The sequence below is a fragment of the Pseudomonas sp. B6001 genome (genome assembly GCF_013386015.1).
Lineage (GTDB): Bacteria > Pseudomonadota > Gammaproteobacteria > Pseudomonadales > Pseudomonadaceae > Aquipseudomonas.
The window spans coordinates 142734-165010 of record NZ_JACAOX010000013.1 but is presented as its reverse complement, the minus strand read 5'-3'; the positions used below and the strand labels follow the sequence as shown (position 1 = coordinate 165010).

Sequence of the window (22277 nt, the reverse complement as noted above, 5' to 3'; positions counted from 1 at the left end):
TCCGGGCTGCTTATCCGTGCAGCGTGTCCAACCATTGGGCGCGGGTGATGCGATACAACACATGATGCCGCAAGGGGTCATCGGCTGCGACCTTGGGGTGTTCAAAATCTGCCAGGGGATCGTAATGCATACCGATGGCCTGCATGACTTTTTGTGATGGCAGATTGGCTTCAGTGGTAAACGAAACGATTTCGTCCAGCTTCAGCCGGTCGAAACCACAGCGCAGAGCAGTCCAGGCGGCTTCGCTGGCGTAACCCAGGCCCCAGTGTTCCCTGGCCAGGCGCCAGCCGATCTCCACCGCCGGAGTGAACGGGGCCTCGAAGCTCACATTCAGCAAGCCGGTGAGGCCGATGAACTCGCCGCTGTCCTTGCGCTGCAACGCCCACAGGCCAAAACCGTACTCGGCAAAATGGCCGCGAATACGCCCGATCAGCGCAGCACTTTCCAGGCGGCTCAAGGTGGCCGGGAAATACCGCATCACCTGCGGGTCGGCGCACATGCGCGCAAACTCCGGCAAGTCGGCATCGCTCCATTGGCGCAGCACCAGGCGTGCGCTTTCCAATTGCAGTATCGGCTCCATTGGTCCCCCTCCCTTGCCATGTGCGTGAGTGTAACGCGCTGTTAAGATCCGTCGCTGGTTCCCGTCAGAAATCGCCATGCCCTTGCCATTGATCTACCACGACGACTACAGCCCCGAGTTCCCGGCAGACCACCGCTTCCCCATGGATAAATTCCGCCTGTTGCGTGACCATCTGGTGGAGAGCGGCCTGACACGGGACAGCCAACTGCTGCGCCCGGAACTCTGCCCCGCCGAGATTCTGGCCCTGGCCCATGAACCTGGGTATATCGAACGCTACATGAGCGGCGAGTTGTCGCGCGAAGACCAACGGCGCCTTGGCCTGCCTTGGAGCGAAGCCCTGGCCCGGCGCACCGTGCGCGCGGTGGGCGGTTCGTTGCTGGCCGCCGAGCAGGCCCTGGAACACGGCCTGGCCTGCCACCTGGCCGGCGGCACCCACCACGCCCACTACGATTACCCGGCGGGTTTCTGCATCTTCAATGACCTGGCCGTGATCAGCCATTACCTGCTGGCCAGCGGGCGGGTCAACCGGGTGCTGATCTTCGACTGCGACGTGCACCAGGGCGACGGCACCGCACGCATCCTCCACGACACCCCGGATGCAATCACCGTGTCCCTGCACTGCGAAAAGAACTTCCCCGCGCGCAAGGCGCAAAGCGACTGGGACATCCCGCTGCCGATGGGCATGGGCGACGCGGACTACCTCAAGGTGGTCGACGATGCCCTCAACTACCTGCTGCCGCTGTATCAGCCCGACCTGGTGCTGTATGACGCCGGCGTGGATGTGCACAAGGACGACGCCCTCGGCTACCTCAAGCTGACAGACCAAGGCGTCGCCGCCCGCGATGAAAGCGTGATGCGCCACTGCCTGGGCCGCGATATTCCGGTGGTCGGGGTGATCGGCGGCGGCTACAGCAAAGACCGTCCTGCCCTGGCCCGTCGCCACGGGATCCTGCACCACAGCGCGCAGCGCGTCTGGACGTCATCAGGCTGTCATTGAGTTATGCGCGTTACCCACAATCGCTGTGGAACTGCCTGTGGATAACCTGAGTGAAAGCCCCTGCAGGCCATAAGCCGCCTGGCCTGCAGAAGGCTGTATGTTTTTTGATCAGGCAGCATGAGCATCCTCGGGTAGAATGCTCGGCCTACTTTGCCGAACCGCAGTTATCCCCATGCCCCAGACTCAAACCCCATCTCAACACGTCATCATCATCGGCGGCGGCCCGGCGGGGCTGATGGCCGCCGAAGTGTTGAGCCAGGCCGGGATCCGGGTCGACCTGTACGACGGTATGCCCTCGGTAGGCCGCAAGTTCCTGCTGGCGGGCGTGGGCGGCATGAACATCACCCATTCCGAACCGTACCCGGCGTTTCTGGCGCGCTATGCCGAGCGGGCGCCGTGCATGGCGCCGTTGCTGCGCCAGTTCGGTGCCGATGCGTTGTGCGAATGGATACACGGGCTGGGGATTGAAACCTTTATCGGCAGCTCCGGCCGGGTGTTTCCTACTGACATGAAAGCCGCCCCGCTGCTGCGGGCCTGGCTCAAGCGCCTGCGCGACCACGGCGTAGTTATCCACACCCGCCATCGCTGGCTGGGCTGGAATGCCGACGGCAGCCTGCTTATCCACAGCCCCGAGGGCGACAAAAGCGTACGCGGTGATGCAGTGTTGCTGGCCTTGGGCGGCGGCAGTTGGTCGCGCTTGGGCTCGGATGGGGCGTGGCTGAAGTTGCTGGAAGACAAAGGCGTGCCTTACGCGGCGTTGCAACCGAGCAACTGTGGCTTCGAGGTGTCGGCCTGGAGCGAGTTGATGGTCAGCAAATTCGCCGGGGCACCGCTGAAAAACGTCGCCATTGGCCTGGCAGACGACAAGCCACGGCTGGGGGAATGTGTGGTCACCGCCACGGGTATCGAAGGCAGCCTGATCTATGCGTTGTCGGCACCGATTCGTGAGGCGATCAACCGGGATGGATCGGCCACGGTGCACATTGACCTGTTGCCGAGTAAGCCACTGGACAAGGTGATCGCAGCGCTGAGCAAGCCGCGCGGCTCACGCTCGATGAGCAAGCATTTGCACAGTCAGTTGGGACTGGATGGGGTGAAGGCGGCGCTTTTGCGCGAGCTGTCACCGGCGGAGCACTTCAATGATCCGGCGCAGCTGGCGGTGGATATCAAGGCGCTGCCGCTGACGCTGGTGAAAACCCGGCCAATGGATGAAGCCATCAGTACCGCAGGCGGCGTGCCGTTTGAGGCGCTGGATGAACGCTTGATGATCAAGCAATTGCCGGGCGTTTTTTGCGCAGGCGAGATGCTGGACTGGGAAGCGCCGACGGGCGGGTATTTGCTGACGGGGTGTTTTGCCAGCGGGCAGGCGGCAGGGCGCGGTATTCTTGAGTGGTTGAGGCCGGCCACCCCGGCATGACCCACTCACCCCATCACCGCCCGGCAGCAAAGTTACCTCTGACTCAACTGGCTGTTAGATCGGGATAGGCACGTTTAAAAGCTGTTACTTGCTTCTGCAGGAAAGCATCCTCTTCAGGCAGTAAAATTTTCAGATTTTCTATATAACCTGAATACGCACTGAAGAGTCTGGAAGGATCGCCGTGTTTCAAATCGCTCCATTCCTGCTTGAAGGCGTAGCTGAGTTTCTGGCCCTCTTCCTGACTGGTATAAAGCATATCCTGTAGATACTTATCCAATGGCGCCCTTATCTCAGGACTGATCGAATAATTAGCCTCATACAACGACATCAACTCTCTGAACGAATGGATTGCCTGCCCATACTCGCCGCGCGCCGCATGGTCTTCAACCCGGGACCTTAATTCGGCCACACGCAACTCTACCTGCTTGAAAGCTTTCTCGTCAGCGGCCTTGCCTTTCTTGATTTCGCCGTCTACAACAACGCCGCCGATAATGCCCGCCGCCGCCAGGACCGGCAAAACAAAAGGTACTAAAAACACAGCCATATCTACATCTCCATCTAAGTTCGTCATTCAGAAATCAGTTTCTGACTCAACCTCAGTGGAAATGAAGCATTTTAAGTTCCAGCACTTAAACACGGCGACAATTACAAAAAATATCCAAATCACAAGCAATAACTCATCAAGGATGACGAGGCACAACTTGACGCGAGCGGAATTGCTCCGCTCACGGTAGTCACTATGCGTTTACTTGATAACCAACAAGCCCTACTTCTTTTTCCGCGGCCCGGTGTTAAACACGGGCACCTTACGCACTGGCTTGATCGAAGGCTCGACCGGCGTCGCCTCCCCGCTGTCCACCCACTTGCCCAGGTTGCGCTTGCCACCACCGCCGCCCGAAGCCTTGGGTTTCTTCGGCTTTTTCGGCTTCTTCACCACCTGACCAGTGGCATCGGTATCCGGCACACGGTGCTCCGGTTCGAAGTCCTGCTCCATCTTCCGGGTCAACGTCTGACGGGTCAGCATCTCGATGGCCGACAGCATGTTCACTTCATCGGCGCACACCAGGGAAATCGCCTCGCCGGTGTTGCCCGCACGACCGGTACGGCCGATGCGGTGGATGTAGTCCTCGGCCACGATCGGCAGGTCAAAATTGACCACCAGCGGCAAGTCTTCGATATCCAGGCCACGGGCCGCCACGTCGGTGGCCACCAGGATCTGCACGTCGCTGCTCTTGAAGCGATCCAGCGCACGCTGGCGCGTGGCTTGTGGCTTGTCGCCGTGAATCCCGTCGGCATTGATGCCCAGGCCCTGGAGTTTTTCCACCAGCGCGTCCACACCGTTACGGGTCTTGGCGAACACCAGCACCTGCTTCCAGCGGCCCTTGCGCATCAGGTGCACAAACAGCTCGGCCTTGCGCTTCTTGTCCACCGGCACCACCCATTGCTTGACGGTGTTGGCGGCGACGTTGCGCGGGCTGACTTCGACGGTCAGCGGGTCGTTGAGCATCTGCCCGGCCAACTGGCGGATCTCGTCGGAGAAGGTTGCGGAGAACAGCAAGGTCTGGCGTTTTTTCGGCAGCATGCGGTAGATGTTCGCCAGTTCTTCGGAGAAGCCCAGGTCGAGCATGCGGTCGGCTTCATCCAGCACCAGGGTTTGCAGCTGGTTGAGTTTCAGCGCGTTCTGGCGGAACAGGTCGATCAGGCGGCCAGGGGTGGCGACCAGCACATCAACGCCTTTGCGCAGCTTCATCATCTGCGGGTTGATGCTCACGCCGCCGTACACGGCGTAAGTGGTCAGCGGCACGTTTTGGGCGTACTCGGCGACGCTCGCATGAACCTGCTCGGCCAGTTCGCGGGTCGGGCACAGGATCAGCGCGCGCACCGAGTTGGCGCTGACTTTCGGCCCTTCCATGGTCAGCAGTTGCAGCAGCGGCACGGCGAAACCGGCGGTCTTGCCGGTGCCGGTCTGGGCCGCAGCCATCAGGTCACGGCCTGCCAGCACCGCCGGAATGGCTTGCGCCTGCACCGGCGTCGGGGTCTGGTAGCCAAGCGTCTCAAGGGCGCGCAGCAAGGGTTCGATCAGGCCAAGTGTGGCGAAAGTCATGGAAATACCGTAGGAAAAAGTCAGCGCAAGGTCGCAATGCGCGGCAGTTTACCTTATTTCCGGTTTTGGCTTTCGCCACTGTGGCAGGCTGATCAGCAGCACCGCGCTGATAATCACCAACATTGCCAGGGCTTCTTCCATGCCGATGGTCTCACCGACAAACACAATCCCGAGCAACACCGCCACCGCCGGGTTGACGTAGGCATAGCTGGTGGCCGCCGCCGGGCGTACGTGCTTGAGCAGGTACATATAGGCATTGAAGGCGATGATCGAGCCGAACACGGTCAAGTACGCCAGGGCCAGCCAGCCTTCCAGCGGCGGCATGGCTTGCAGGTGTTCGCCGCTGACGGCACTGAGCAACAGCAGCACGAAACCTGCGATCAGCATCTCCGCCGCACTGGCCATCGCGCCTTGAGGCAGCGGCAAATGCTTGCTCCACACCGAACCAAAGGCCCAGGCCGCCGCCGCAAAAATCAGCAAGGCCGCACCGGTGGGGCTCGATTGCAGGTTGGAGCCCATATTGAGCATGGCGATACCGATAATCCCCAGCACCACCCCGGCCCATTCCAGACGGGTATTACGCGCGCCCCAGAAATAACCACAGAGCAAGGTGAACAACGGCACCGTCGCCACCGCCAACGCGGCCACGCCGGAAGCCACGCCCGTATGTTCGGCCACACTGACCGCACCGTTACCGAAGGTCAGCAGCAAAATGCCGATCTTGCCGGCGGCCTTCCACTGCACCCACGTCGGCGCCGGGGCCCCACGCCAGCGCAGGAAGGCATACATCAGCGCGCCCGCCGTCATAAAGCGAATCCCCGCCAGCAACAGCGGCGGCCAGTACTCCACACCAATGCGAATCACCAGGTAGGTAGACCCCCAGATCACATACAACGCAAAAAAGGCGGCGATCAACGGTAAGGGAAAGCGACGTGGGCCAGGCATTGGGCAGCTCTGTGGCAGGACAAGGGAGCGTTATTTTAGAAATCCCCGGCCGTAAACATAAGTTACAAAACCTGTTTAAAGCGCCAGTACACTTTTCAAAACATGGTTATCAAGGCTATAAACCGTGCTTTCGAAAGCTATGCATTCCCGGAGCCTTATCATGGACAAATACGACCGTATGCTTCTCAGCGCCCTGCTGGAAGACGGCCGCGCGTCCTACGCGCAACTGGCGCGCACCGTGAACCTGTCCGCGCCCGCCGTGGCTGAGCGAGTGGCGAAACTGGAAGCCAGTGGTGTGATTACCGGGTATCAGGCCAAGGTCGACCTGTCGAAGGTGGGGTTGCCGATCCAGTGCGTGATTGAGTTGCGGTTGACCAATCATGGGAGCCAGAAGGTTTACGACGCGCTGTCGGAAATTCCCGAGTTGACTGAATGCCATCGGGTGACGGGCGATCCGTGCGTGATCATGCAGGCGGCGGTGGGCTCGATGCCGGAGCTGGAGAACCTGATCAATCGGGTGGCGAAATTCGGGTTCAGCAAGACCTCGATCATCTTGTCGAGCGCGATAGAGCGGCGGGTGCCGTTGGGGCAGTTGGAGGGGAATGGGAAGAGTAGCAACTGAACACGCCGCTCGGCAGCTCGTTCCCACGCTCTGCGTGGGAACGCATCCGGTGACGCTCTGCGTCACGACTTCAAGAGCGGACGCAGAGCGTCCAGGGCGGCATTCCCACGCGGAGCGTGGGAACGATCGCCACGGGCACACTTTTTAGGGCCAGCAAGACGGATCCCTTTCATTTGCAGGACCTTTCCTAGAAAATCCAACCGCCTTGTTTCGGCCGGATCAGGTAGCTAGTCTCGCTCGGTCATCGAACAATCGACGACCGGACGTGCAAGTCCGACTGGCAAGGATATACAGACGCCCTACTCCTCAACGTCCGACGTTATCTGTTATGGCGGCTGTGCGCGGGAGGTCCTCGGATCTGCCGGGTTTTCCTTTGCCCCGGTCTTGCACACCTGCGTACAGCTGCCACCTTCATTCGCGTGCAAGCGAACGGTGATAGCTTCTTACCTCAAAGGAGTTCCACCATGGTCAAAGTCACCCCCGATCCACCAGAATTTTGCAGCGACAGCCCGCTCACCCGCCGCGCCATCGATTACTACCTCAAAGCCTCCGCCCCGGACGGCGCACCGTTCGTGCTGAACGACAACATGAGTTTCGAAGACGCCCTGGCACGGGCGGCCGATTTGCTGCATTGCGCCGTGGCAACCGCACAGATACCCGGCGAGCCGATGAACGGGCAGCAGCGGGCGGTGATGCATTTGGTGGAGATGGCGAAGGTGGTGGTGGATCGGTCGCTGGACTGCTTACAGCCTCGATAACACCGCAAAACTAATGTGGGAGCGGGCTTGCTCGCGAATGCGGTGTGTCAGTCAGCGCATGTGTTTGCTGATACTCCGTATTCGCGAGCAAGCCCGCTCCCACATTTGGATCTTTGTCATGTTGAAGATGGAGTTCCGCTCAAGCGACTTAGAACCCGCGATGCTTCTTCAGATGATCATTGATCTTCGCCGCCGGAACCTTCTGCAAGCTGCACAGCAATTCGTGTGACAACTCCCGCAACCCGTGGGTGCGACGCAGTTCCTCGGCCAGGTGAGCGGTAAGGTTCGCCGCCATCTCCGCGTCCGCCATCGCCCGGTGGGCCTTGCCGGTGTGGGGCAGTTGGGCAAACGAGGTCAGGGTACCCAGCTTGTGGTTCGGCGCCGCCGGCATCAAGCGTCGCGCCAGCAGCAACGAACAGGCAAATTTCTGCAAACGCGTACGCCGGATCAACCCCAGCTCGAAATCCCAGAACTTCTGGTCAAACGCGGCGTTGTGGGCCAGCAGCGGCGTGGTGCCGACAAACTCGTTCACCTCGTTCATCACCCGCTCCGCCGACGGTGCGGTGCGCAGCATGGCGTTGCTGATGCCGGTCAGTTGCTCGATAAACCCCGGCACACGCACACCAGCGTTCATCAGGCTCTGGTAGCGGTCCACGATCTGGCCCTGCTCCAGGATGACCACGGCGATTTCCGTGGCCCGGCAGCTGCTGCTCGGCTGGATGCCGGTGGTTTCAAAGTCGATGACCGCTATACGTTCCAAACCTGTTCCAACTCCGTCAAAAATCTATTTAAGCAGCAACGCGCCTTCGATCGGCACGTAGCGGCTGGCGGCGCGTATCAATGAGTTGGCCGTCAGCCCCGGCACGCCGTAGGCCACGGCTTCGACGCCGTGCTTGCTGATGATGCGGTCCAGCAGCATGTCGAAATCACCGTCGCCGGAGGCCAGCACCACTTCGTCGACATGGGCGGCGGCGTCCATGATGTCGATGGTGATGCCCACGTCCCAGTCGCCCTTGGCCGAGCCGTCGCTGCGCTGGATGTAAGGCTTGAGCTTCACGGTAAAACCCAGGTTGCGCAGGATCTGCTGGAACTGCTGTTGCTTGCTGTCGCCACGGTCGATGGCATAGGCATACGCCTCGACAATCTGCCCGCGCTGGCTGATGTCAGCCCACAGGGCGGCGTAGTTGAAGTGACAGCCGTACGCCTGGCGCACGGTGTAGTAGAGGTTTTGTACATCGGCGAACACGGCTATCTTTTTCACCGCAAATCCTCATGACACGCGCATGGACCCCGGACTCAAGGGCCCGGAAAGGTTGCCAGTATGCCAGCCACAAGGGAGTTTCCGAGAAAAATCAGCCCGGGGCGACGAAGCGCCCCGGTTGAGTGTGGGTCAGACGAAGGAATCGTCGTCGCCAAAGGAGGAGGAGTCGTCGGAATAGTCGTTGTCGGCGAAGCTGTCGGAGGCGTTGTCGCTGCCCCAGCTGTCGTTGCCGGCATATTTCTGGTCGTCGTTGCCCCAGTTGCCGTTGTCGCTGGCCGGGGCCGGCTCTTCGCGGATGATCTCTTCAACCACTTGCGGTTGTTGCGAGTTGTGGCTGAACAGGCTGCTGATGCCTTCTGCCAGCATCACACCACCGGCCACGCCAGCTGCGGTTTTCAGGGCGCCGCCGAGGAAACCGCTGCCAATCGGCGCTGCGGGTGCCTGTTGGGGCTGCTGATAGTTCTGCTGGGGAGCACCGTAGTTCTGCTGCGGCGCAGGTTGCCCGCCAAACGACGGACGCGCCGGTTCACGCCAGCCACCGCCCGACGACGCAGGTGCGCTCTGGGTCGGCTGCGGGTCACGGGAACCGCCGCCGAAAATGCTCGACAGGAAACCGCCACTGCTCGGTGCAGGCTGCGCCGCCTGGGACCTGGCCTGTTGCAGTTGGTCCTGCAACTCCTGGATCTGCTGGGCCTGCTGCTTGTTCTGCGCATCGAGGCTCTTGATCGCGTGCTCTTGCACCAGAATCGACTGGGTCATGTAGTACGCAGCGGCCGGTTGGCGAGTGACGTGTTCCTTGATCCGCGCTTCAGCCTGGGCGTCGCGGGGGGCTGAGTCCGTTTCGGCTTGCTGCAACCGTGAAAACAGTCCGTCGATCAGGGTTTGTTCTTCGCTGTTCATGGCGACCTCGTTAGATTGCCGGTAGAAATCTTCGCCTTGCGCACGATGTGCAAGGTACAACCCAGTTATGGGGCTGTTGCTGATTGTTTCAATGGTCTTTACGCAAGGTTTACGTTTGCTTGCATCTGCTCATGATCGGTTAAAGTAACGCCCTTGCTTTTCGGCCTGTGAAGACCCTGATGAATCCGTTAGACGTATTGCGCGACTCCTTCTTCTTTTTCAAGCGCAACCTGGGCGCCATCGTGCAGTTGTGCCTGCCACTGGTGATCCTCGAAGCCCTGCTGCAACAGGTGCTCGACCACACGCTCGGCCCAGATGCGTTTCCCGGTTACAGCGTGGTGATCGGGCTGCTGGTGTACCCGCTGTACACCGGCGCACTGATCCTGTTCCTCGACGCCCGCACGCGGGGAGAATCGCCGCGCACCCTGGATGTGCTGGCCATGGCCCTGACCCTGTGGCCGCGCTTTGCCTTGCTGACGGCAATCAGCACGCTGCTGATCCTGCTGGGCCTGTCGCTGTATTTCCTGCCCGGCCTGTGGCTGATGGTGGTGCTGGCTTTCGCCGAATACCTGCTGGTGCTGCGGGGCATGTCGGCGTTGTCGGCCATGAAGGAAAGCCTGCGCCTGACCCGTGGGCATTTCTGGCGGATCCTGGTGTGCCTGCTGTGCGTGATGACCCCGCTGTGGTTGCTCAAGGGCGCCAGCGTGGCGGTCTATCCGGACCCGAACCCGCTGCTGGGCCTGCTGATCGACAGCGCACAAAGCTTCCTGCAACTGTTCACCAGCGTGGTGTTGTTCCGCCTGTTCATGTTGATTGGTGGCGACGCCGACGCGCGGTGATATGCTCCGGGCCTGTCCTGCAACGCCATAAGCCGAGCCGATGACCCGACTACTGCGCATTACCTTGCTGGGCCTGCTGATCCTCGCGGCCCTGCTGACCGGCTTGATCTACAGCCTGACCTGGCGCCCTGCCGACAAGGAAACCCTGCCCATCCGCTGCGTCGCGCCCCGTGCGCCGACCCTGCTGCCTGGGCAGGCGCTAAAGGTCATGACCTGGAACGTGCAGTACCTGGCGGGCAAGAACTACGTGTTCTGGTACGACACCCCGGACGGCAGCGGCCCGGACGACCGCCCGACCGTTGAAGACATGGCTTCAAGCCTCGACGAAGTGGCGCGGGTGATCCGCGACGAGCAGCCCGACATCCTGCTGTTGCAGGAAGTCGACGAAGGCGCCAAGCCTTCCAGCTACCAGGACCAACTGGCCTTGCTCCAGGAGCGCCTGGCCGACCTCTACCCGTGCAGCGCCCAGGCCTTCGACTGGAAAGCCGACTTCGTGCCCGACCTGCATATCTTCGGCAGCGTCGGTCGCAAGCTGGTGACCATGAGCCGCTACCAGATCGAACACGCCGAGCGCCTGCAATTGCCGGTAGCACGCGCCAACCTGATCAGCCGTCAGTTCCAGCCCAAACCTGCGTTATTGCTGACCTACCTGCCGTTGAGCGATGGCGGCCAGCTGGCCGTGCTCAATACTCGCCTGGACGGCGCGGCCCCCGGGCACAACGCCGTGCTGGAACAGGTGCAGGCGACCGTCAAGCTGGTGGATAAATTCGAGAGCCGCGGCACGCCATGGCTGATGGGTGGGGATTTCAACCTGATGCCGCTGGGACAGTTCCTGCGCCTGGACCCCGGCAAGCGCGGGCAATACTCGCCGGACAGTGAGCTGCACCTGCTGTGGGAAAAGTACCCGATGATCCCGAGCAACAGCCAATCCAGCGGGATTGACCGGGACCAGTGGCTGACGTATTTCCCGAATGACCCAACCGTAGAGGGGCCGGACCGTACGCTGGATTACCTGTTCCACAGCTCGCGCATCAAGAAGGTTGAGAGCAAGGTGCGCCAGAGCGATACGGTGCGTATCTCCAATCATTTGCCGGTGATTGCGCGGTTCCTGTTGCCCGCCGCGCAGTAAGCCACGCGGCAAAACAGTGTGGGAGCTGGCTTGTGTGGGAGCCGGGCTTGCCCGCGATGCAGGCACCTCGGTCTATCCGACAGACCGAGGTGATGCCATCGCAGGCAAGCCAGCTCCCACATTAGATCTGCGATGTACTTACTTTCTCGGCTTGATCCGGGCAGTCGGTTCAGCAATCAACGGATCATCCGGCCAGTAATGCTTCGGATACCGCCCCTTCAAATCCTTCTTCACCTCGGCGTAAGTACTGCGCCAGAAGTTCGCCAGGTCCTGCGTCACCTGCACGGGCCGTCTGGCCGGCGACAACAGGTGCAGCTTGACCACCTGCCGCCCGCCGGCAATCCGTGGGGTGTCCGCCAGCCCGAACAATTCCTGCAAGCGCACCGCCAGAATCGGCGGCTGCTCGCTGTAGTCCAGCCGCACCGACGAGCCCGACGGCACCTTCAGATGGTGCGGCGCCAGCTCGTCCAACCGCGCCGGCAACGGCCACGGCAGCAGGTTATGCAGGAAGCTGGAAATATCCAGATTGGCGAAATGGCTCAGGCGCGACACCTTGCCCAGGTAAGGCATCAACCAGTGTTCCAGGCTGGCAAGCAAGGCGCTGTCGCTGACATCCGGCCATTCACTGGCCTTGCCGCTATCCAGACCACGCAGCAGCATCACCCGCGCCTGCCATTGGCGCAGCTCCGGGGTCCAGGGCAGCAGTTCCAGGCCTTTGCGCCGCACCAGGTTGACCAGCGCCTGGCTGCGGGCGGATTCGTCGAGGCCGGTCAGCGGCTCGCGGCTGAGCACCAGTTCGCCGACCTTGCGCTGGCGTTCGGCCCGCAGCACGCCCTCGCGTTCGTCCCAATCGAGTTGGTCGACATTGCGCACCTGTTCGGCCAATACCGAGTCGAACAACGCCGGATCAAAATCCGCCGCGAGGTAAATCCGTTCTTCACGCTGGCCCTGGCGGCTGCCCAGATCGGCAATCACCAGCCAGGGTTGTTTCATCAGGCTGTCGGCTTCGGCGAACAACGCGGCACGGCCGTTGGCGAGGCGGTATTCGGCACCGCCCGCCCGCCGTTGCTGGGCGACGCGGTCCGGGTAGGCCAGCGCCAGTAAGGCGCCGAGCCAGCGCGGATGATCGGGATCAGCCACCGGCTGCTCTGCCTTGCCTCTTAAATAGCCACGGTACTGCCGCGCCAGTTGCCGGGCACGCTGCACGCCGCCCTGGGTGCCACGGGCCTTTTCTTCACCGGATAACAGGGCCAGGCGGCTGTGCAAATCCGCACCGGCACCACGCAGGATATCGCGCTCACCCAACAGTGCCGCCACGTCACAGGCCATGCTCGCCAGGCCCAGATCCTGACCACGCAGCAGCAAATGAGCGATTCGCGGGTGCGCCGGCAACCCGGCCATTTTCTGGCCGTGGGCGGTCAGCTTGGTATCGCTCAACGCTCCGAGGCGCTCGAGCAAATCCTGGGCCTGTGCATAAGCCGCGGTGGGCGGAACGTCGAGCCATACCAACTGCGTCGGCGCCACGCCCCAGCGGCCCAATTGCAGGGCCAAACCGGAAAGATCCGCCGAGAGAATTTCCGCACTGGAATACGCCGCCAGCCCTTCATGCTGATCCTCGGACCACAACCGATAACACACCCCCGGCTCCAGTCGCCCTGCCCGGCCGGCACGCTGGGTGGCGCTGGCGCGAGAGATGCGCTGGGTGTCGAGACGGGTCATGCCGCTGCCCGGGTCGAAACGCGGGACCCGCGCCAACCCGGCGTCGATCACCACGCGCACGCCGTTGATGGTCAGGCTGGTCTCGGCAATGTTGGTGGCCAGCACCACTTTGCGCTTGCCGGCGGGCGCCGGGTCGATGGCGGCGCGTTGGGCGGCCAGGTCCAGTTCGCCGTGCAGCGGGCATAGCAGCACCTCGGGGTTATCGCCCAGCGCGTCAGCCAATTGCTGATTAACCCGACGAATCTCGGCCTGCCCCGGCAGGAACACCAGCACGCTGCCGGTTTCATCATGCAGGGCTTCAAGGATGGTCTGCACCAACCGCGGTTCGATAAATTCACCGGGCTGGAATGGCCGGCTCCAGCGCATCTGCACCGGGTACATGCGCCCTTCGCTGCGCAGGATCGGCGCGTTGTCCAGCAACCCGGCCAGGCGTTCGCCTTCCAGGGTGGCGGACATCAGCAGGATCTTCAGTGGCTGCTCGTCGCGAAACAGGTCTCGACCATTGAGACTAAGGGCCAGCGCCAGATCGGCGTCCAGGCTGCGTTCGTGGAACTCGTCGAAGATCAACAAACCCACGCCGTCGAGTGCCGGGTCATCCTGCAGGCGCCGAGTGAGGATGCCTTCGGTGACCACTTCAATACGGGTGTTGGGGCCGACCTTATTGTCCAGGCGAATGCGGTAGCCAACGGTTTCGCCGACCTTTTCCCCCAACTCGCTGGCCAGCCTTTCTGCCGCTGCACGGGCGGCGAGGCGGCGGGGCTCGAGCATCAGGATGGTTTGCCCGGCCAGCCAGGGTTCATTCAACAGCGCCAATGGCACCCGCGTGGTTTTACCGGCGCCGGGCGGTGCTTCGAGCACGGCTTCATGGCGCGTCGCCAGGGCGTCACGCAGGGCAGGTAAAACATCATCGATTGGCAACGAATTCATACTGGCTCCAAAGCAGAGCGGCGAGTATAACGGCGAACTGCCGGGTGTCGGTGGTGGTCTCAACGACACGGCCCCGTACTGACTGGAATGCGGTCAAAGGTGGGAGCGGGCTTGCCTGCGATAGCGGTGTGTCAGCCAACACCCCTGATACTGAACCACCGCCATCGCAGGCAAGCCAGCTCCCACACTTGATCATCGTCGCCTTGTAGACTGGCTTATAGTCACTTTCATTATGTTCAAGGAGAGTCCCATGCGTGTTGCTTCCCGTGTCATCGGCGGTGTTCTGGCCGTCACCCTGCTGAGCCAGTTGACGGCCTGCGGCTCGATTTTCTACCCCGACCGCCGGGGCCAGATCGACGGCAAGATCGACCCGGCAATTGCCGTGCTCGATGCGGTCGGCCTGCTGTTCTACGTGATCCCGGGCCTGATCGCCTTTGGTGTCGACTTCGCCACCGGCGCGATCTACTTCGAGCCGGGCAAAACCGCCCAGGTAGCTCCGGAAAAACTCCAGCAAGCCATCGGCGCCGACGGCAAGGTCGATAACGCCAAGCTGCAAACCATCATCCAGAAAGAAACCGGGCGCAATCTGCCGCTGGACGACCCGCGCATGATCCAGTTCAAGGGCAGCGTGCAACAACTCGCCACCCTGGGCCTGCAACCCGCCGCTTAAGGACTGACCCGCCCCATGACCACCAGTCCCGAACACGCCCGGCTGTTGCGCCTGGCCACCCGCGCTTCCGTCGGCGTGGCCTGTGTGCTGATTGTGACCAAGGCCATCGCCTGGTGGCTCAGCGGCTCGGTGAGCATGCTCGCCGGGCTGACCGACTCGCTGCTCGACGGCGTTACCTCGCTGCTCAACTTGCTGGCCGTGCACTACGCGTTGCGCCCGGCGGATGACGATCATCGTTATGGCCATGGCAAGGCGGAATCCCTGTCGGGCATGGCCCAGGCGTTGTTCATCGCCGGCAGTGCGGTGTTGATCGCCTTCCAGGCGTTCCAGCGTTTGCAGCATCCGGAACCTGTGGGCGCGCCATGGCTGAGTATTGGCGTGATCGTTCTGTCCCTGGCGTTGACGGCGGCGCTGCTGATCCTGCAATACCGGGTGATCCGCGAAACCGGCTCCAACGCGATCCGCGCCGACTCGCTGCACTATCGCTCAGACATGATGCTCAACGGCAGCATCCTGGTGGCGCTGGTGCTGGCGGCGTTTGGTTTTCATCAGGTGGACGCCTGGTTCGGCCTGGGCATCGCGGCCTACATTTTGTGGAGCGCCATCCAGATCGCCCGGGAAAGTTTTTCGGTGCTGATGGACGAGGAACTGCCGCCGGATGTCAGCCAGCACATGCTGGAACTGGCGTGCAGTGTGCCCGGTGTACTCGGTGCACATGACTTGCGCACGCGGATTTCCGGCAGCCACTGGTTCGTGCAGTTGCACCTGGAGTTACCGGGGGAATTGAGTTTGTCCGTGGCCCATGGCATCAGCGACCAGGCCGCCGATGCCATCCACAACGCCTACCCGCGAGCCGAAGTGCTGGTGCACGCCGACCCGCAGGAAGTGGTCAAGGGCGCGAAGGCCTAGTACTGCACCTGATAGCCGCGACTGCTCAGGCAGTTGCCCTGGGCCTGGCGGTAGGTTTGCACCACGGCCGGGTCGGGGGCGTAGGTGACGGTCCTTGGGTCAAAGCCACTTTGCTGCACCGCCCAGCGATAGCAGTCGTAACCATCCTGCTGGACCTGCGCCGGTGACTGGCCGTTGGCCGGGTAAGCCACCACGTCATAACCATTGCCCTGGGGCACGGGTTGCGGCGCTGGCGCGGCGGGTGGCGGCTGCACCACAACGTACTGCTGGCTGCTTTCTTCGTAGGTGTAATAGGCACCGGCGGCGAGGAAGAACAGCGCACTGCCCACCCACACTTCCCGCGCGTAGTCGGGCAGGTATTGCACGCGAATCCCGTAAGGCGGCGTTACGACGACATAGCGCGGGCCTTGTGGGCGATACCAGTAGCCACCCGAGAAGAAGTAGTCCTGCCCGCGATACGGCACGCGGTAATTGCGGTCGGGGAAGCGATCGACGATGTAACCCGGACGGTATTGCGGGCCTGGGCCCCAGCCATTGCCGTGCCCGTCGGGGCGGCCTGGCCAGCGGTGATCGTTGGGGTGGTTATTGCCACCGCCGTTACCCCCGTTGAAGCCGGGCCGGCCCGGGCCACCCTGGCCGCCATTGCCGGCCTGCCAATGCTGGTTGCCGTCGTTGCGACGCGGGATGTCCTGGTAATTGCCCTGACGCGGTTCCTGGGTCTGGCGCACGGTATCCGGGCGACCCTGGATCGGCAGGTTATTGGCCGGCTGCGGCGCCGGGTGCGGAGGTTGCTGTTGATTGCCTTGCGGGCGACTTTGCCACTGGCCACCTCCGTTCGGGCGCTCAATGTTCTGGTTCTGCGGCCGTGGCTGATTGTTTTCGAAATGCTGATTCTGCGGACGCGGCTGATTGTTCTCGGGCCGAGGGGCTACAGGGCGCGGTTGACTATTTTGTGGTCGCGGTTGGTTGTTCTGCGGCCGAGGCTGATTATTGCCTGGATGCCCTTCCGGGCCTCTTTCATGCTGACCACCGCCTTCCTGGCGTGGCGGGTCGTCGGCCATCACTTGCGCACCAACGCTCATCATCAGCAAACCAACACCTGCCAAACGCCAGATGCGCTTCATGCTATTCCTCACTGCGGATTAGGGCCTACACGTAAGACTGGAAAACCGGGGCCCGGTTCTGCGAGAGGTTATCAGTCACGAGAACTATTTTCGCAGGCAATAAAAAGGGGCGACCCGTCGGTCGCCCCTTGAGAACTTCGTCCTGGCTCAACGCTTTTGACGTTGGCTCACCTCACGCAGTCTTGTGGACAGTGTGCAGCCCGGGGGCCGGGGCAACCCTGTGGGGTTGGCGGCCGCAGCCGGCCTTATTGGCGGGCTGCAGTGGACTGTATGTCCGGGCAGTGATTCTGTTGATAACTCTACGCCTCGGCCTCGGGCAGATGATTGCGAAGATTGCGTCAATAAACAGTGCTTGCGCAATTTTTAACCCTGGATAGATAATTCACCGCAATAGTTACGACAAAGGCCAGCCCCATGAGCAAACTTGACCGATACGACCTGAGTATTTTGGCGGAATTGCAGCGCGACGCGAGGATCTCCAACCAGGAGTTGGCCGAGCGCATCGGCCTGTCGCCTTCGCCGTGCTCACGCCGGGTCAAGCAACTCGAAGACGACGGCTACATCGCCCGCCAGGTCGCCTTGCTCGACCGCAAGATGCTCGGCCTGAGTCTCACGGCCTACGTGCTGATCGGCATGGACCGACACACCCCCGAACGTTTCGAGAACTTCGAAGCGGCCATCCGCACCTTGCCGCAAGTACTCGAGTGCAGCCTGGTGACCGGGATGGACGCCGACTATCAGCTGAAAGTGGTGGTGCCAGACATGGATCACTACCAGAAGCTGCTGCTGGGCCACCTGACCCGCATCGAAGGCGTCACCAGCGTGCGTTCAAGCTTTGTGCTGAACCAGGTGCTCAACAGCACCGAGCTGCCGCTGACCCACCTGCGCACTTAAGACCAGCGCGGAACAAATGTGGGAGCGGGCTTGCTCGCGAATGCGGTGTGCCAGGCACCGAATGTGCTGACTGATCCACCGCATTCGCGAGCAAGCCCGCTCCCACATTTTGACTGTGTTCCCGCAGGGTGGTAAGTCTGCGGCAGACCGACGCAGGTCAATGTCGCGCCGATTGCCCTGGCGTATAATCGGCGCCCTGCCCCAGCCGGAAACGACCCGATGAACTCGATTGATCCCGCCGTGTTTGAAGAATGGATGATGACCGGCCTGGTCAGCATCCTGATCATTTTCATGGGCTTTATCGTCTGGGACTTGGCGAAGAAATCCAAGGCCGGGCGCTTTGGCTCGATGATCCTGTTCTTCGTGCTGGGCCTGGGCGTTGCCGCGTTCATCATCAAGAGCGTGGTGATCGGCCTGATCGAGTCCGGCGCCTTATAAGCGCGCCGGCACTTCTTTCCATTGGCCTTGGTCCAGGCCGTCGATTGACCAGTCACCAATCCGCACCCGCACCAGACGCAGCGTCGGCAACCCCACTGCCGCCGTCATGCGCCGCACCTGGCGGTTACGCCCTTCACGAATCACCAACTCCAGCCAATGGGTCGGCACGCTTTTGCGAAACCGCACCGGCGGGTTACGTGGCCACAGTTGTGGCTCGTCCAGTTGCCGGGCTTCGGCGGGCAGGGTCATGCCGTCGTTGAGCTCCACACCGTCGCGCAGGCGTTGCAGCTGTTCCTCGGTCGGCTCGCCTTCCACCTGCACCCAATAGGTTTTGGCTAATTTGTGCTTGGGGTCCGCGATGCGCGCCTGCAATTGGCCGTCGTTGGTCAGCAGCAACAGGCCTTCACTGTCACGGTCCAGGCGCCCGGCCGGGTAAATGCCGGGGATGTCGATGAAATCCTTGAGGGTCGCCCGCCCGCCTTCATCGCTGAATTGGGTCAGCACATCGAAGGGTTTATTGAACAGGATCAACTTGGGATCGGCCGGTGGCGCCTTGGCGACACGACGCGGGGCTGACGAGGTTTGCGGACTTTTCACACCGGGGCGGCGGGAAACAGGACGGGCAGGACGGGACATGGCAAAGGAACATCTAACGGTCAGGACCGACAATGCTAGTGGCCTGACCGTTAAATAACCATCCCAACCGTTTAGCGAAACGGCGGCTCGTCGAAGCTGCGCAGTTTGCGCGAGTGCAGCGAGTTGAGTTCGGTGCGCAACAGATCCACCGCCTCGATGCCGATCTTCAAGTGCTGGCTGACCGCACGCTCATAGAACGCGTTGGCCGATCCCGGCAGCTTGATCTCGCTGTGCAGCGGTTTATCCGACACACACAGCAACGTTCCGTACGGCACCCGCAGGCGGTAGCCCTGGGCGGCGATGGTGCCGCTTTCCATATCCACGGCCACGGCGCGGGACAGGTTGATCAGCGGACGTTCCTGGGCCCAGCGCAGCTCCCAGTTGCGGTCGTCGTAGGTCAGCACGGTGCCGGTGCGCAGGCGTTTTTTCAGCTCTTCGCCTTTCTCGCCGGTGACGTTGGCCGCGGCTTGCTGCAAGGCCATCTGCACTTCGGCCAGGGCCGGGATCGGAATGTTCGGCGGCACTACCCGGTCGAGAATCCCGTCGCGACGCATGTAGGCGTGAGCCAGCACGTAGTCACCGATGGTCTGGGATTGACGCAGCCCGCCGCAGTGACCAATCATCAGCCAGCAATGCGGACGCAATACGGCGAGGTGGTCGGTGATGTTCTTGGCATTGGACGGGCCGACGCCGATGTTCACCAGGGTCACACCATGGCCGTCGCTGGCCTGCAAGTGGTAGGCCGGCATCTGATAACGGTGCCAGACCACGCCGGCAGCAATGGCAGACGCCTCGCCGTGGTCCATGCTCTTGTCGATGATCACATTGCCCGGCAGCACCATGCGGATAAAGCGCGGGTCGCTGCGCAACTGTTCCAGGCCATGCACGATGAACTGGTCAACGTAGCGGTGGTAGTTGGTCAGCAAAATCCACGGCTGCACATGGCGCCAGTCGCTGCCGGTGTAGTGCACCAGGCGGCGCAGGGAGAAGTCGACGCGGGCGGCATCGAACAATGCCAATGGCAGCGGGTCGGTGTTTTCCCAGTCGTACAGCCCGTCGGCGATGCCATCGGTGGCGGCAGACAGGTCGGTACTCGGGAACACCCGCGCCAGCGTGGCGGCAGTTACACCGGAGCCGGCCAGTTCGTCACCCTGCTCCACCACGTACGGGTAGGGAATGTTCTGCTGGCTGACGCCCACTTCCACCGTCACGGTGAAGTCGTGCATCAACGGCACCAGTTGCTCCAGCAGGTATTTGCGGAAGGCCGACGGATGGGTGACGGTGACGCTGTAGGTCCCCGGCAACTGAACCTTGGCATACGCCCGGGTGGTCTGTGGGACTTCGCCCTGCACCAGGTAGGTCAGGCGCAGTTCCGGGTAGCGAAACATCGCACGTTGTTCGGCGTCGGGTTCGACGCGGTCTTTGAGGTAGCGCTTGAGGGCTTGATTGAGCGCGCCAGTGGCACGCTCATGGAGAGCCGCCAGCCGATCCACGGCTTCTTCGGCGGTTTGAACGACAACAAAAGCTTCGGTCACGGTAAGCATCCTGTGTTCTGACTTGCAGGCCTTCATCTTGCCTGTATCCCTGGCGCACTGGAACACCGGAATTGGAATGCGATCAATAATGTGGGAGCGGCGGTGCGACGATTCGACTTGCTCGCGAAAGCGGTAGGTCAGTCAGCACATGTATTGGCTGATCCACCGCCTTCGCGAGCAAGCCCGCTCCCACATTTTGACCGTGTTTGTTCAGGAAAAAGGAGGTGTCGAGCGCGCGACAATCGCTTCCACATTCACACCCCGCGGCAAGGTGCCATAGACCCGGCCCGACGACTCGCCCAGTCGGCTGGCGATAAAGCCATCACTCACACTGGCATTGCCCGCCTCCAGCAGCAGCTTGGCCTGCAACGCCACCGCAATGTCCTCGGTCAATTGCCGGGCACGGTATTGGATGTCCTGAGTGTCCATGAACGCCGACTTCAACTGCTCGATATGCCGCGCCAGGTGCTTGTGGCCATGACCATCCCCCAGCTCGACAAACAGCGCCTCCAATACGCCCGGTTCTTTGGACAGGGCCCGCAGCACATCCAGGCACTGCACATTGCCGGAACCTTCCCACGTCGAGTTGACCGGCGCCTCACGGTACAAGCGCGGCAGGATACTGTCCTCGACATACCCCGCACCGCCCATGCACTCGGCGGCTTCGTTGATCATCGCGGGCGCGCGCTTGCAGATCCAGTACTTGCCCACCGCCGTCACCAGCCGGGCGAATTTGGCTTCCTGTTCGTTATCCGGATGGTCCAGCGCGCGCCCCATACGCATGCTCAAGGCCAGGGACGCCTCGCTTTCCAGGGCCAGGTCGGCCAGCACGTTCTGCATCAACGGTTGCTCGCTGAGCACCCGGCCACCTACCAGGCGGTGAGCGCAATGATGGCTGGCCTGGGTCAGCGCCTGGCGCATCAGGGCGCTGGAGCCGACCATGCAATCGAAGCGGGTCATCGCCACCATCTCGATGATGGTCGGTACGCCGCGCCCTTCTTCACCGATCATCCAGGCCAGCGCGCCACGAAACTCCACTTCGCTGGAAGCGTTGGAGCAGTTGCCGAGCTTGTTTTTCAGGCGCTGGATGTAGAACTCGTTGCGGGTGTCATCCGGGCGGTGCCGGGGCAGCAGGAAGCAGGTCAGGCCCTTGTCGGTCTGGGCCAGGGTGAGGAAGCCATCGCACATCGGCGCCGAACAGAACCACTTGTGCCCCACCAGCTCATACGCCTGGCCCGGGCCGCCAGCGCCCACCGGGTAAGCGCGGGTGGTGTTGGCGCGCACGTCGGTGCCACCCTGTTTCTCGGTCATGGCCATGCCGATGGTGGCGCCGGCCTTGTGGGCGATGCCGACGTTGCGCGGGTCGTATTCGGTGGCGAGGATTTTCGGCAGCCAGGTTTCAGCCAGGTCTGGCTGCAGGCGCAGGGCCGGGACGCAGGCGAACGTCATGGTCAGCGGGCAGCCGGTACCGGCTTCGGCCTGGCTGTGCAGGTAGGTCATCGCCGCGCGGGCCACATGGGCGCCGGATTGCGGATGGGCCCACGGCAACGACGGCAGGCCGTGTTCGACGGCGGTGCGCATCAGTTCGTGGTAGGCCGGATGAAACTCCACCAGGTCGATGCGATGGCCAAACCGGTCATGGCTGTTGAACACCGGTTTGTTCTGGTTGGCCAGGAACCCGGCTTCCATCAGCGGCCCGCCCGCCAGCGCACCATAGGTATCGATGCGTTGCTCGGCCCAGCCGGCGCCGAAGCGCCGGGACCAGTCTTGCAGCGGCAAGTCGATACGGTACAGATTGGTGCCGTCCAGGGACGGTGGCTGGTTGGTGACGTCGTGGGTTTCGGCGAACTGGTGCAGGTGCATGACGGGCCTC

22 protein-coding genes are annotated in these 22277 nt (G+C 62.1%); 10 read left to right on the top strand and 12 right to left on the bottom strand.

Annotated elements, in window-relative coordinates:
* Positions 1 to 10: 10 nt before the first annotated feature.
* Positions 11 to 580, bottom strand: a complete 570-nt coding sequence (locus HX821_RS15030) for a GNAT family N-acetyltransferase (RefSeq protein WP_003215518.1) — start codon at positions 578 to 580, stop codon at positions 11 to 13.
* 76 nt (positions 581 to 656) lie between these two features.
* On the opposite strand from HX821_RS15030, the gene HX821_RS15025 reads away from it, so the two are divergent.
* Positions 657 to 1577: a histone deacetylase gene (locus tag HX821_RS15025; RefSeq protein ID WP_008436610.1), complete on the top strand. Its 921-nt coding sequence runs from the start codon at positions 657 to 659 to the stop codon at positions 1575 to 1577.
* A gap of 172 nt (positions 1578 to 1749) precedes the next feature.
* The gene (locus HX821_RS15020; protein WP_177021503.1) at positions 1750 to 2994 is read left to right on the top strand and encodes a TIGR03862 family flavoprotein; all 1245 of its coding nucleotides are present in this window, start codon (positions 1750 to 1752) and stop codon (positions 2992 to 2994) included.
* A gap of 43 nt (positions 2995 to 3037) precedes the next feature.
* On the opposite strand, the gene HX821_RS15015 is transcribed toward HX821_RS15020, so the two are convergent.
* From HX821_RS15015 to yedA, 3 genes are all read right to left on the bottom strand, one after another.
* Positions 3038 to 3565 carry a hypothetical protein gene (locus tag HX821_RS15015; RefSeq protein ID WP_256344190.1) on the bottom strand — a complete coding sequence of 176 codons (528 nt, stop codon included), beginning with the start codon at positions 3563 to 3565 and terminating at the stop codon, positions 3038 to 3040.
* Between the two features lie 195 nt (positions 3566 to 3760).
* The gene (locus HX821_RS15010) at positions 3761 to 5098 is read right to left on the bottom strand and encodes a DEAD/DEAH box helicase (RefSeq protein ID WP_003215511.1); all 1338 of its coding nucleotides are present in this window, start codon (positions 5096 to 5098) and stop codon (positions 3761 to 3763) included.
* A gap of 48 nt (positions 5099 to 5146) precedes the next feature.
* On the bottom strand, positions 5147 to 6043 hold the full coding sequence (yedA, locus tag HX821_RS15005) for a drug/metabolite exporter YedA (protein ID WP_177021502.1): 897 nt from the start codon (positions 6041 to 6043) through the stop codon (positions 5147 to 5149).
* Positions 6044 to 6203: 160 nt separating this feature from the next.
* Here yedA and HX821_RS15000 point away from each other — a divergent pair, with 160 nt between their 5' ends.
* Together HX821_RS15000 and HX821_RS14995 are read left to right on the top strand one after the other, a co-directional pair.
* Positions 6204 to 6665: an Lrp/AsnC family transcriptional regulator gene (locus tag HX821_RS15000; RefSeq protein WP_177035967.1), complete on the top strand. Its 462-nt coding sequence runs from the start codon at positions 6204 to 6206 to the stop codon at positions 6663 to 6665.
* 464 nt (positions 6666 to 7129) lie between these two features.
* Positions 7130 to 7423 carry a DUF6124 family protein gene (locus tag HX821_RS14995; RefSeq protein WP_017477876.1) on the top strand — a complete coding sequence of 98 codons (294 nt, stop codon included), beginning with the start codon at positions 7130 to 7132 and terminating at the stop codon, positions 7421 to 7423.
* Positions 7424 to 7571: 148 nt separating this feature from the next.
* Here HX821_RS14995 and HX821_RS14990 read toward each other — a convergent pair whose 3' ends face one another.
* From HX821_RS14990 to HX821_RS14980, 3 genes are all read right to left on the bottom strand, one after another.
* Complete coding sequence (locus tag HX821_RS14990) at positions 7572 to 8183, bottom strand: PolC-type DNA polymerase III (RefSeq protein WP_003215504.1); 612 nt, start codon at positions 8181 to 8183, stop codon at positions 7572 to 7574.
* A 24-nt stretch (positions 8184 to 8207) separates the two neighbouring features.
* Entirely contained in the window at positions 8208 to 8684 is a 477-nt protein-coding gene (locus HX821_RS14985; protein ID WP_003215502.1) for an NYN domain-containing protein, read from the bottom strand.
* A gap of 129 nt (positions 8685 to 8813) precedes the next feature.
* Positions 8814 to 9584, bottom strand: coding sequence for a DUF2076 domain-containing protein (locus tag HX821_RS14980; RefSeq protein ID WP_008436594.1), 771 nt, complete (start codon positions 9582 to 9584; stop codon positions 8814 to 8816).
* Between the two features lie 179 nt (positions 9585 to 9763).
* Here HX821_RS14980 and HX821_RS14975 point away from each other — a divergent pair, with 179 nt between their 5' ends.
* A complete protein-coding gene (locus HX821_RS14975) occupies positions 9764 to 10423 on the top strand; it encodes a YciC family protein (protein ID WP_003215498.1) in 660 nt (219 codons plus the stop codon).
* Between the two features lie 40 nt (positions 10424 to 10463).
* The gene (locus tag HX821_RS14970; protein ID WP_177020954.1) at positions 10464 to 11552 is read left to right on the top strand and encodes an endonuclease/exonuclease/phosphatase family protein; all 1089 of its coding nucleotides are present in this window, start codon (positions 10464 to 10466) and stop codon (positions 11550 to 11552) included.
* Between the two features lie 138 nt (positions 11553 to 11690).
* Here the strand turns inward: HX821_RS14970 and hrpB are convergent, their stop codons facing one another.
* Complete coding sequence (hrpB, locus tag HX821_RS14965) at positions 11691 to 14198, bottom strand: ATP-dependent helicase HrpB (RefSeq protein WP_177035966.1); 2508 nt, start codon at positions 14196 to 14198, stop codon at positions 11691 to 11693.
* 250 nt (positions 14199 to 14448) lie between these two features.
* Here hrpB and HX821_RS14960 point away from each other — a divergent pair, with 250 nt between their 5' ends.
* Entirely contained in the window at positions 14449 to 14868 is a 420-nt protein-coding gene (locus HX821_RS14960; RefSeq protein WP_003215492.1) for a hypothetical protein, read from the top strand.
* A 15-nt stretch (positions 14869 to 14883) separates the two neighbouring features.
* A complete protein-coding gene (locus HX821_RS14955) occupies positions 14884 to 15777 on the top strand; it encodes a cation diffusion facilitator family transporter (protein ID WP_087693591.1) in 894 nt (297 codons plus the stop codon).
* Here HX821_RS14955 and HX821_RS14950 read toward each other — a convergent pair.
* A complete protein-coding gene (locus tag HX821_RS14950) occupies positions 15774 to 16901 on the bottom strand; it encodes a DUF6515 family protein (RefSeq protein ID WP_177035965.1) in 1128 nt (375 codons plus the stop codon). The genes HX821_RS14955 and HX821_RS14950 overlap by 4 nt on opposite strands.
* Positions 16902 to 17315: 414 nt before the next feature.
* Here HX821_RS14950 and HX821_RS14945 point away from each other — a divergent pair, with 414 nt between their 5' ends.
* A complete protein-coding gene (locus tag HX821_RS14945; RefSeq protein ID WP_003194418.1) occupies positions 17316 to 17795 on the top strand; it encodes an Lrp/AsnC family transcriptional regulator in 480 nt (159 codons plus the stop codon).
* Positions 17796 to 18023: 228 nt separating this feature from the next.
* Positions 18024 to 18233, top strand: a complete 210-nt coding sequence (locus tag HX821_RS14940; protein ID WP_026077819.1) for a DUF2788 domain-containing protein — start codon at positions 18024 to 18026, stop codon at positions 18231 to 18233.
* On the opposite strand, the gene HX821_RS14935 is transcribed toward HX821_RS14940, so the two are convergent.
* The 3 genes from HX821_RS14935 to HX821_RS14925 form a co-directional block, all read right to left on the bottom strand.
* Complete coding sequence (locus tag HX821_RS14935; RefSeq protein WP_003215483.1) at positions 18228 to 18869, bottom strand: pseudouridine synthase; 642 nt, start codon at positions 18867 to 18869, stop codon at positions 18228 to 18230. The two genes, HX821_RS14940 and HX821_RS14935, sit on opposite strands and share 6 nt — an antisense overlap.
* 71 nt (positions 18870 to 18940) lie before the next feature.
* Positions 18941 to 20440 (bottom strand): AMP nucleosidase, encoded by a 1500-nt coding sequence (gene amn / locus HX821_RS14930; protein ID WP_172834544.1) that lies wholly within the window; start codon positions 20438 to 20440, stop codon positions 18941 to 18943.
* 174 nt (positions 20441 to 20614) lie between these two features.
* Positions 20615 to 22267 carry an acyl-CoA dehydrogenase family protein gene (locus HX821_RS14925; RefSeq protein WP_177035964.1) on the bottom strand — a complete coding sequence of 551 codons (1653 nt, stop codon included), beginning with the start codon at positions 22265 to 22267 and terminating at the stop codon, positions 20615 to 20617.
* Between the last annotated feature and the right edge of the window lie 10 nt (positions 22268 to 22277).

Excerpts from the sequence above, each read along its gene's own strand:
- HX821_RS14925 (WP_177035964.1), bottom strand. The coding sequence starts at position 22,267 with ATGCACCTGCACCAGTTCGCCGAAACCCACGACGTCACCAACCAGCCA.
- hrpB (WP_177035966.1), bottom strand. The coding sequence starts at position 14,198 with ATGAATTCGTTGCCAATCGATGATGTTTTACCTGCCCTGCGTGACGCC.
- HX821_RS14970 (WP_177020954.1), top strand. The coding sequence starts at position 10,464 with ATGACCCGACTACTGCGCATTACCTTGCTGGGCCTGCTGATCCTCGCG.
- HX821_RS15025 (WP_008436610.1), top strand. The coding sequence starts at position 657 with ATGCCCTTGCCATTGATCTACCACGACGACTACAGCCCCGAGTTCCCG.
- HX821_RS14935 (WP_003215483.1), bottom strand. The coding sequence starts at position 18,869 with ATGTCCCGTCCTGCCCGTCCTGTTTCCCGCCGCCCCGGTGTGAAAAGT.
- HX821_RS14955 (WP_087693591.1), top strand. The coding sequence starts at position 14,884 with ATGACCACCAGTCCCGAACACGCCCGGCTGTTGCGCCTGGCCACCCGC.
- amn (WP_172834544.1), bottom strand. The coding sequence starts at position 20,440 with ATGAAGGCCTGCAAGTCAGAACACAGGATGCTTACCGTGACCGAAGCT.
- HX821_RS14995 (WP_017477876.1), top strand. The coding sequence starts at position 7,130 with ATGGTCAAAGTCACCCCCGATCCACCAGAATTTTGCAGCGACAGCCCG.
- yedA (WP_177021502.1), bottom strand. The coding sequence starts at position 6,043 with ATGCCTGGCCCACGTCGCTTTCCCTTACCGTTGATCGCCGCCTTTTTT.
- HX821_RS14975 (WP_003215498.1), top strand. The coding sequence starts at position 9,764 with ATGAATCCGTTAGACGTATTGCGCGACTCCTTCTTCTTTTTCAAGCGC.
- HX821_RS14960 (WP_003215492.1), top strand. The coding sequence starts at position 14,449 with ATGCGTGTTGCTTCCCGTGTCATCGGCGGTGTTCTGGCCGTCACCCTG.
- HX821_RS14945 (WP_003194418.1), top strand. The coding sequence starts at position 17,316 with ATGAGCAAACTTGACCGATACGACCTGAGTATTTTGGCGGAATTGCAG.
- HX821_RS14980 (WP_008436594.1), bottom strand. The coding sequence starts at position 9,584 with ATGAACAGCGAAGAACAAACCCTGATCGACGGACTGTTTTCACGGTTG.
- HX821_RS15010 (WP_003215511.1), bottom strand. The coding sequence starts at position 5,098 with ATGACTTTCGCCACACTTGGCCTGATCGAACCCTTGCTGCGCGCCCTT.
- HX821_RS15015 (WP_256344190.1), bottom strand. The coding sequence starts at position 3,565 with ATGACGAACTTAGATGGAGATGTAGATATGGCTGTGTTTTTAGTACCT.
- HX821_RS15000 (WP_177035967.1), top strand. The coding sequence starts at position 6,204 with ATGGACAAATACGACCGTATGCTTCTCAGCGCCCTGCTGGAAGACGGC.
- HX821_RS14950 (WP_177035965.1), bottom strand. The coding sequence starts at position 16,901 with ATGAAGCGCATCTGGCGTTTGGCAGGTGTTGGTTTGCTGATGATGAGC.
- HX821_RS15030 (WP_003215518.1), bottom strand. The coding sequence starts at position 580 with ATGGAGCCGATACTGCAATTGGAAAGCGCACGCCTGGTGCTGCGCCAA.
- HX821_RS15020 (WP_177021503.1), top strand. The coding sequence starts at position 1,750 with ATGCCCCAGACTCAAACCCCATCTCAACACGTCATCATCATCGGCGGC.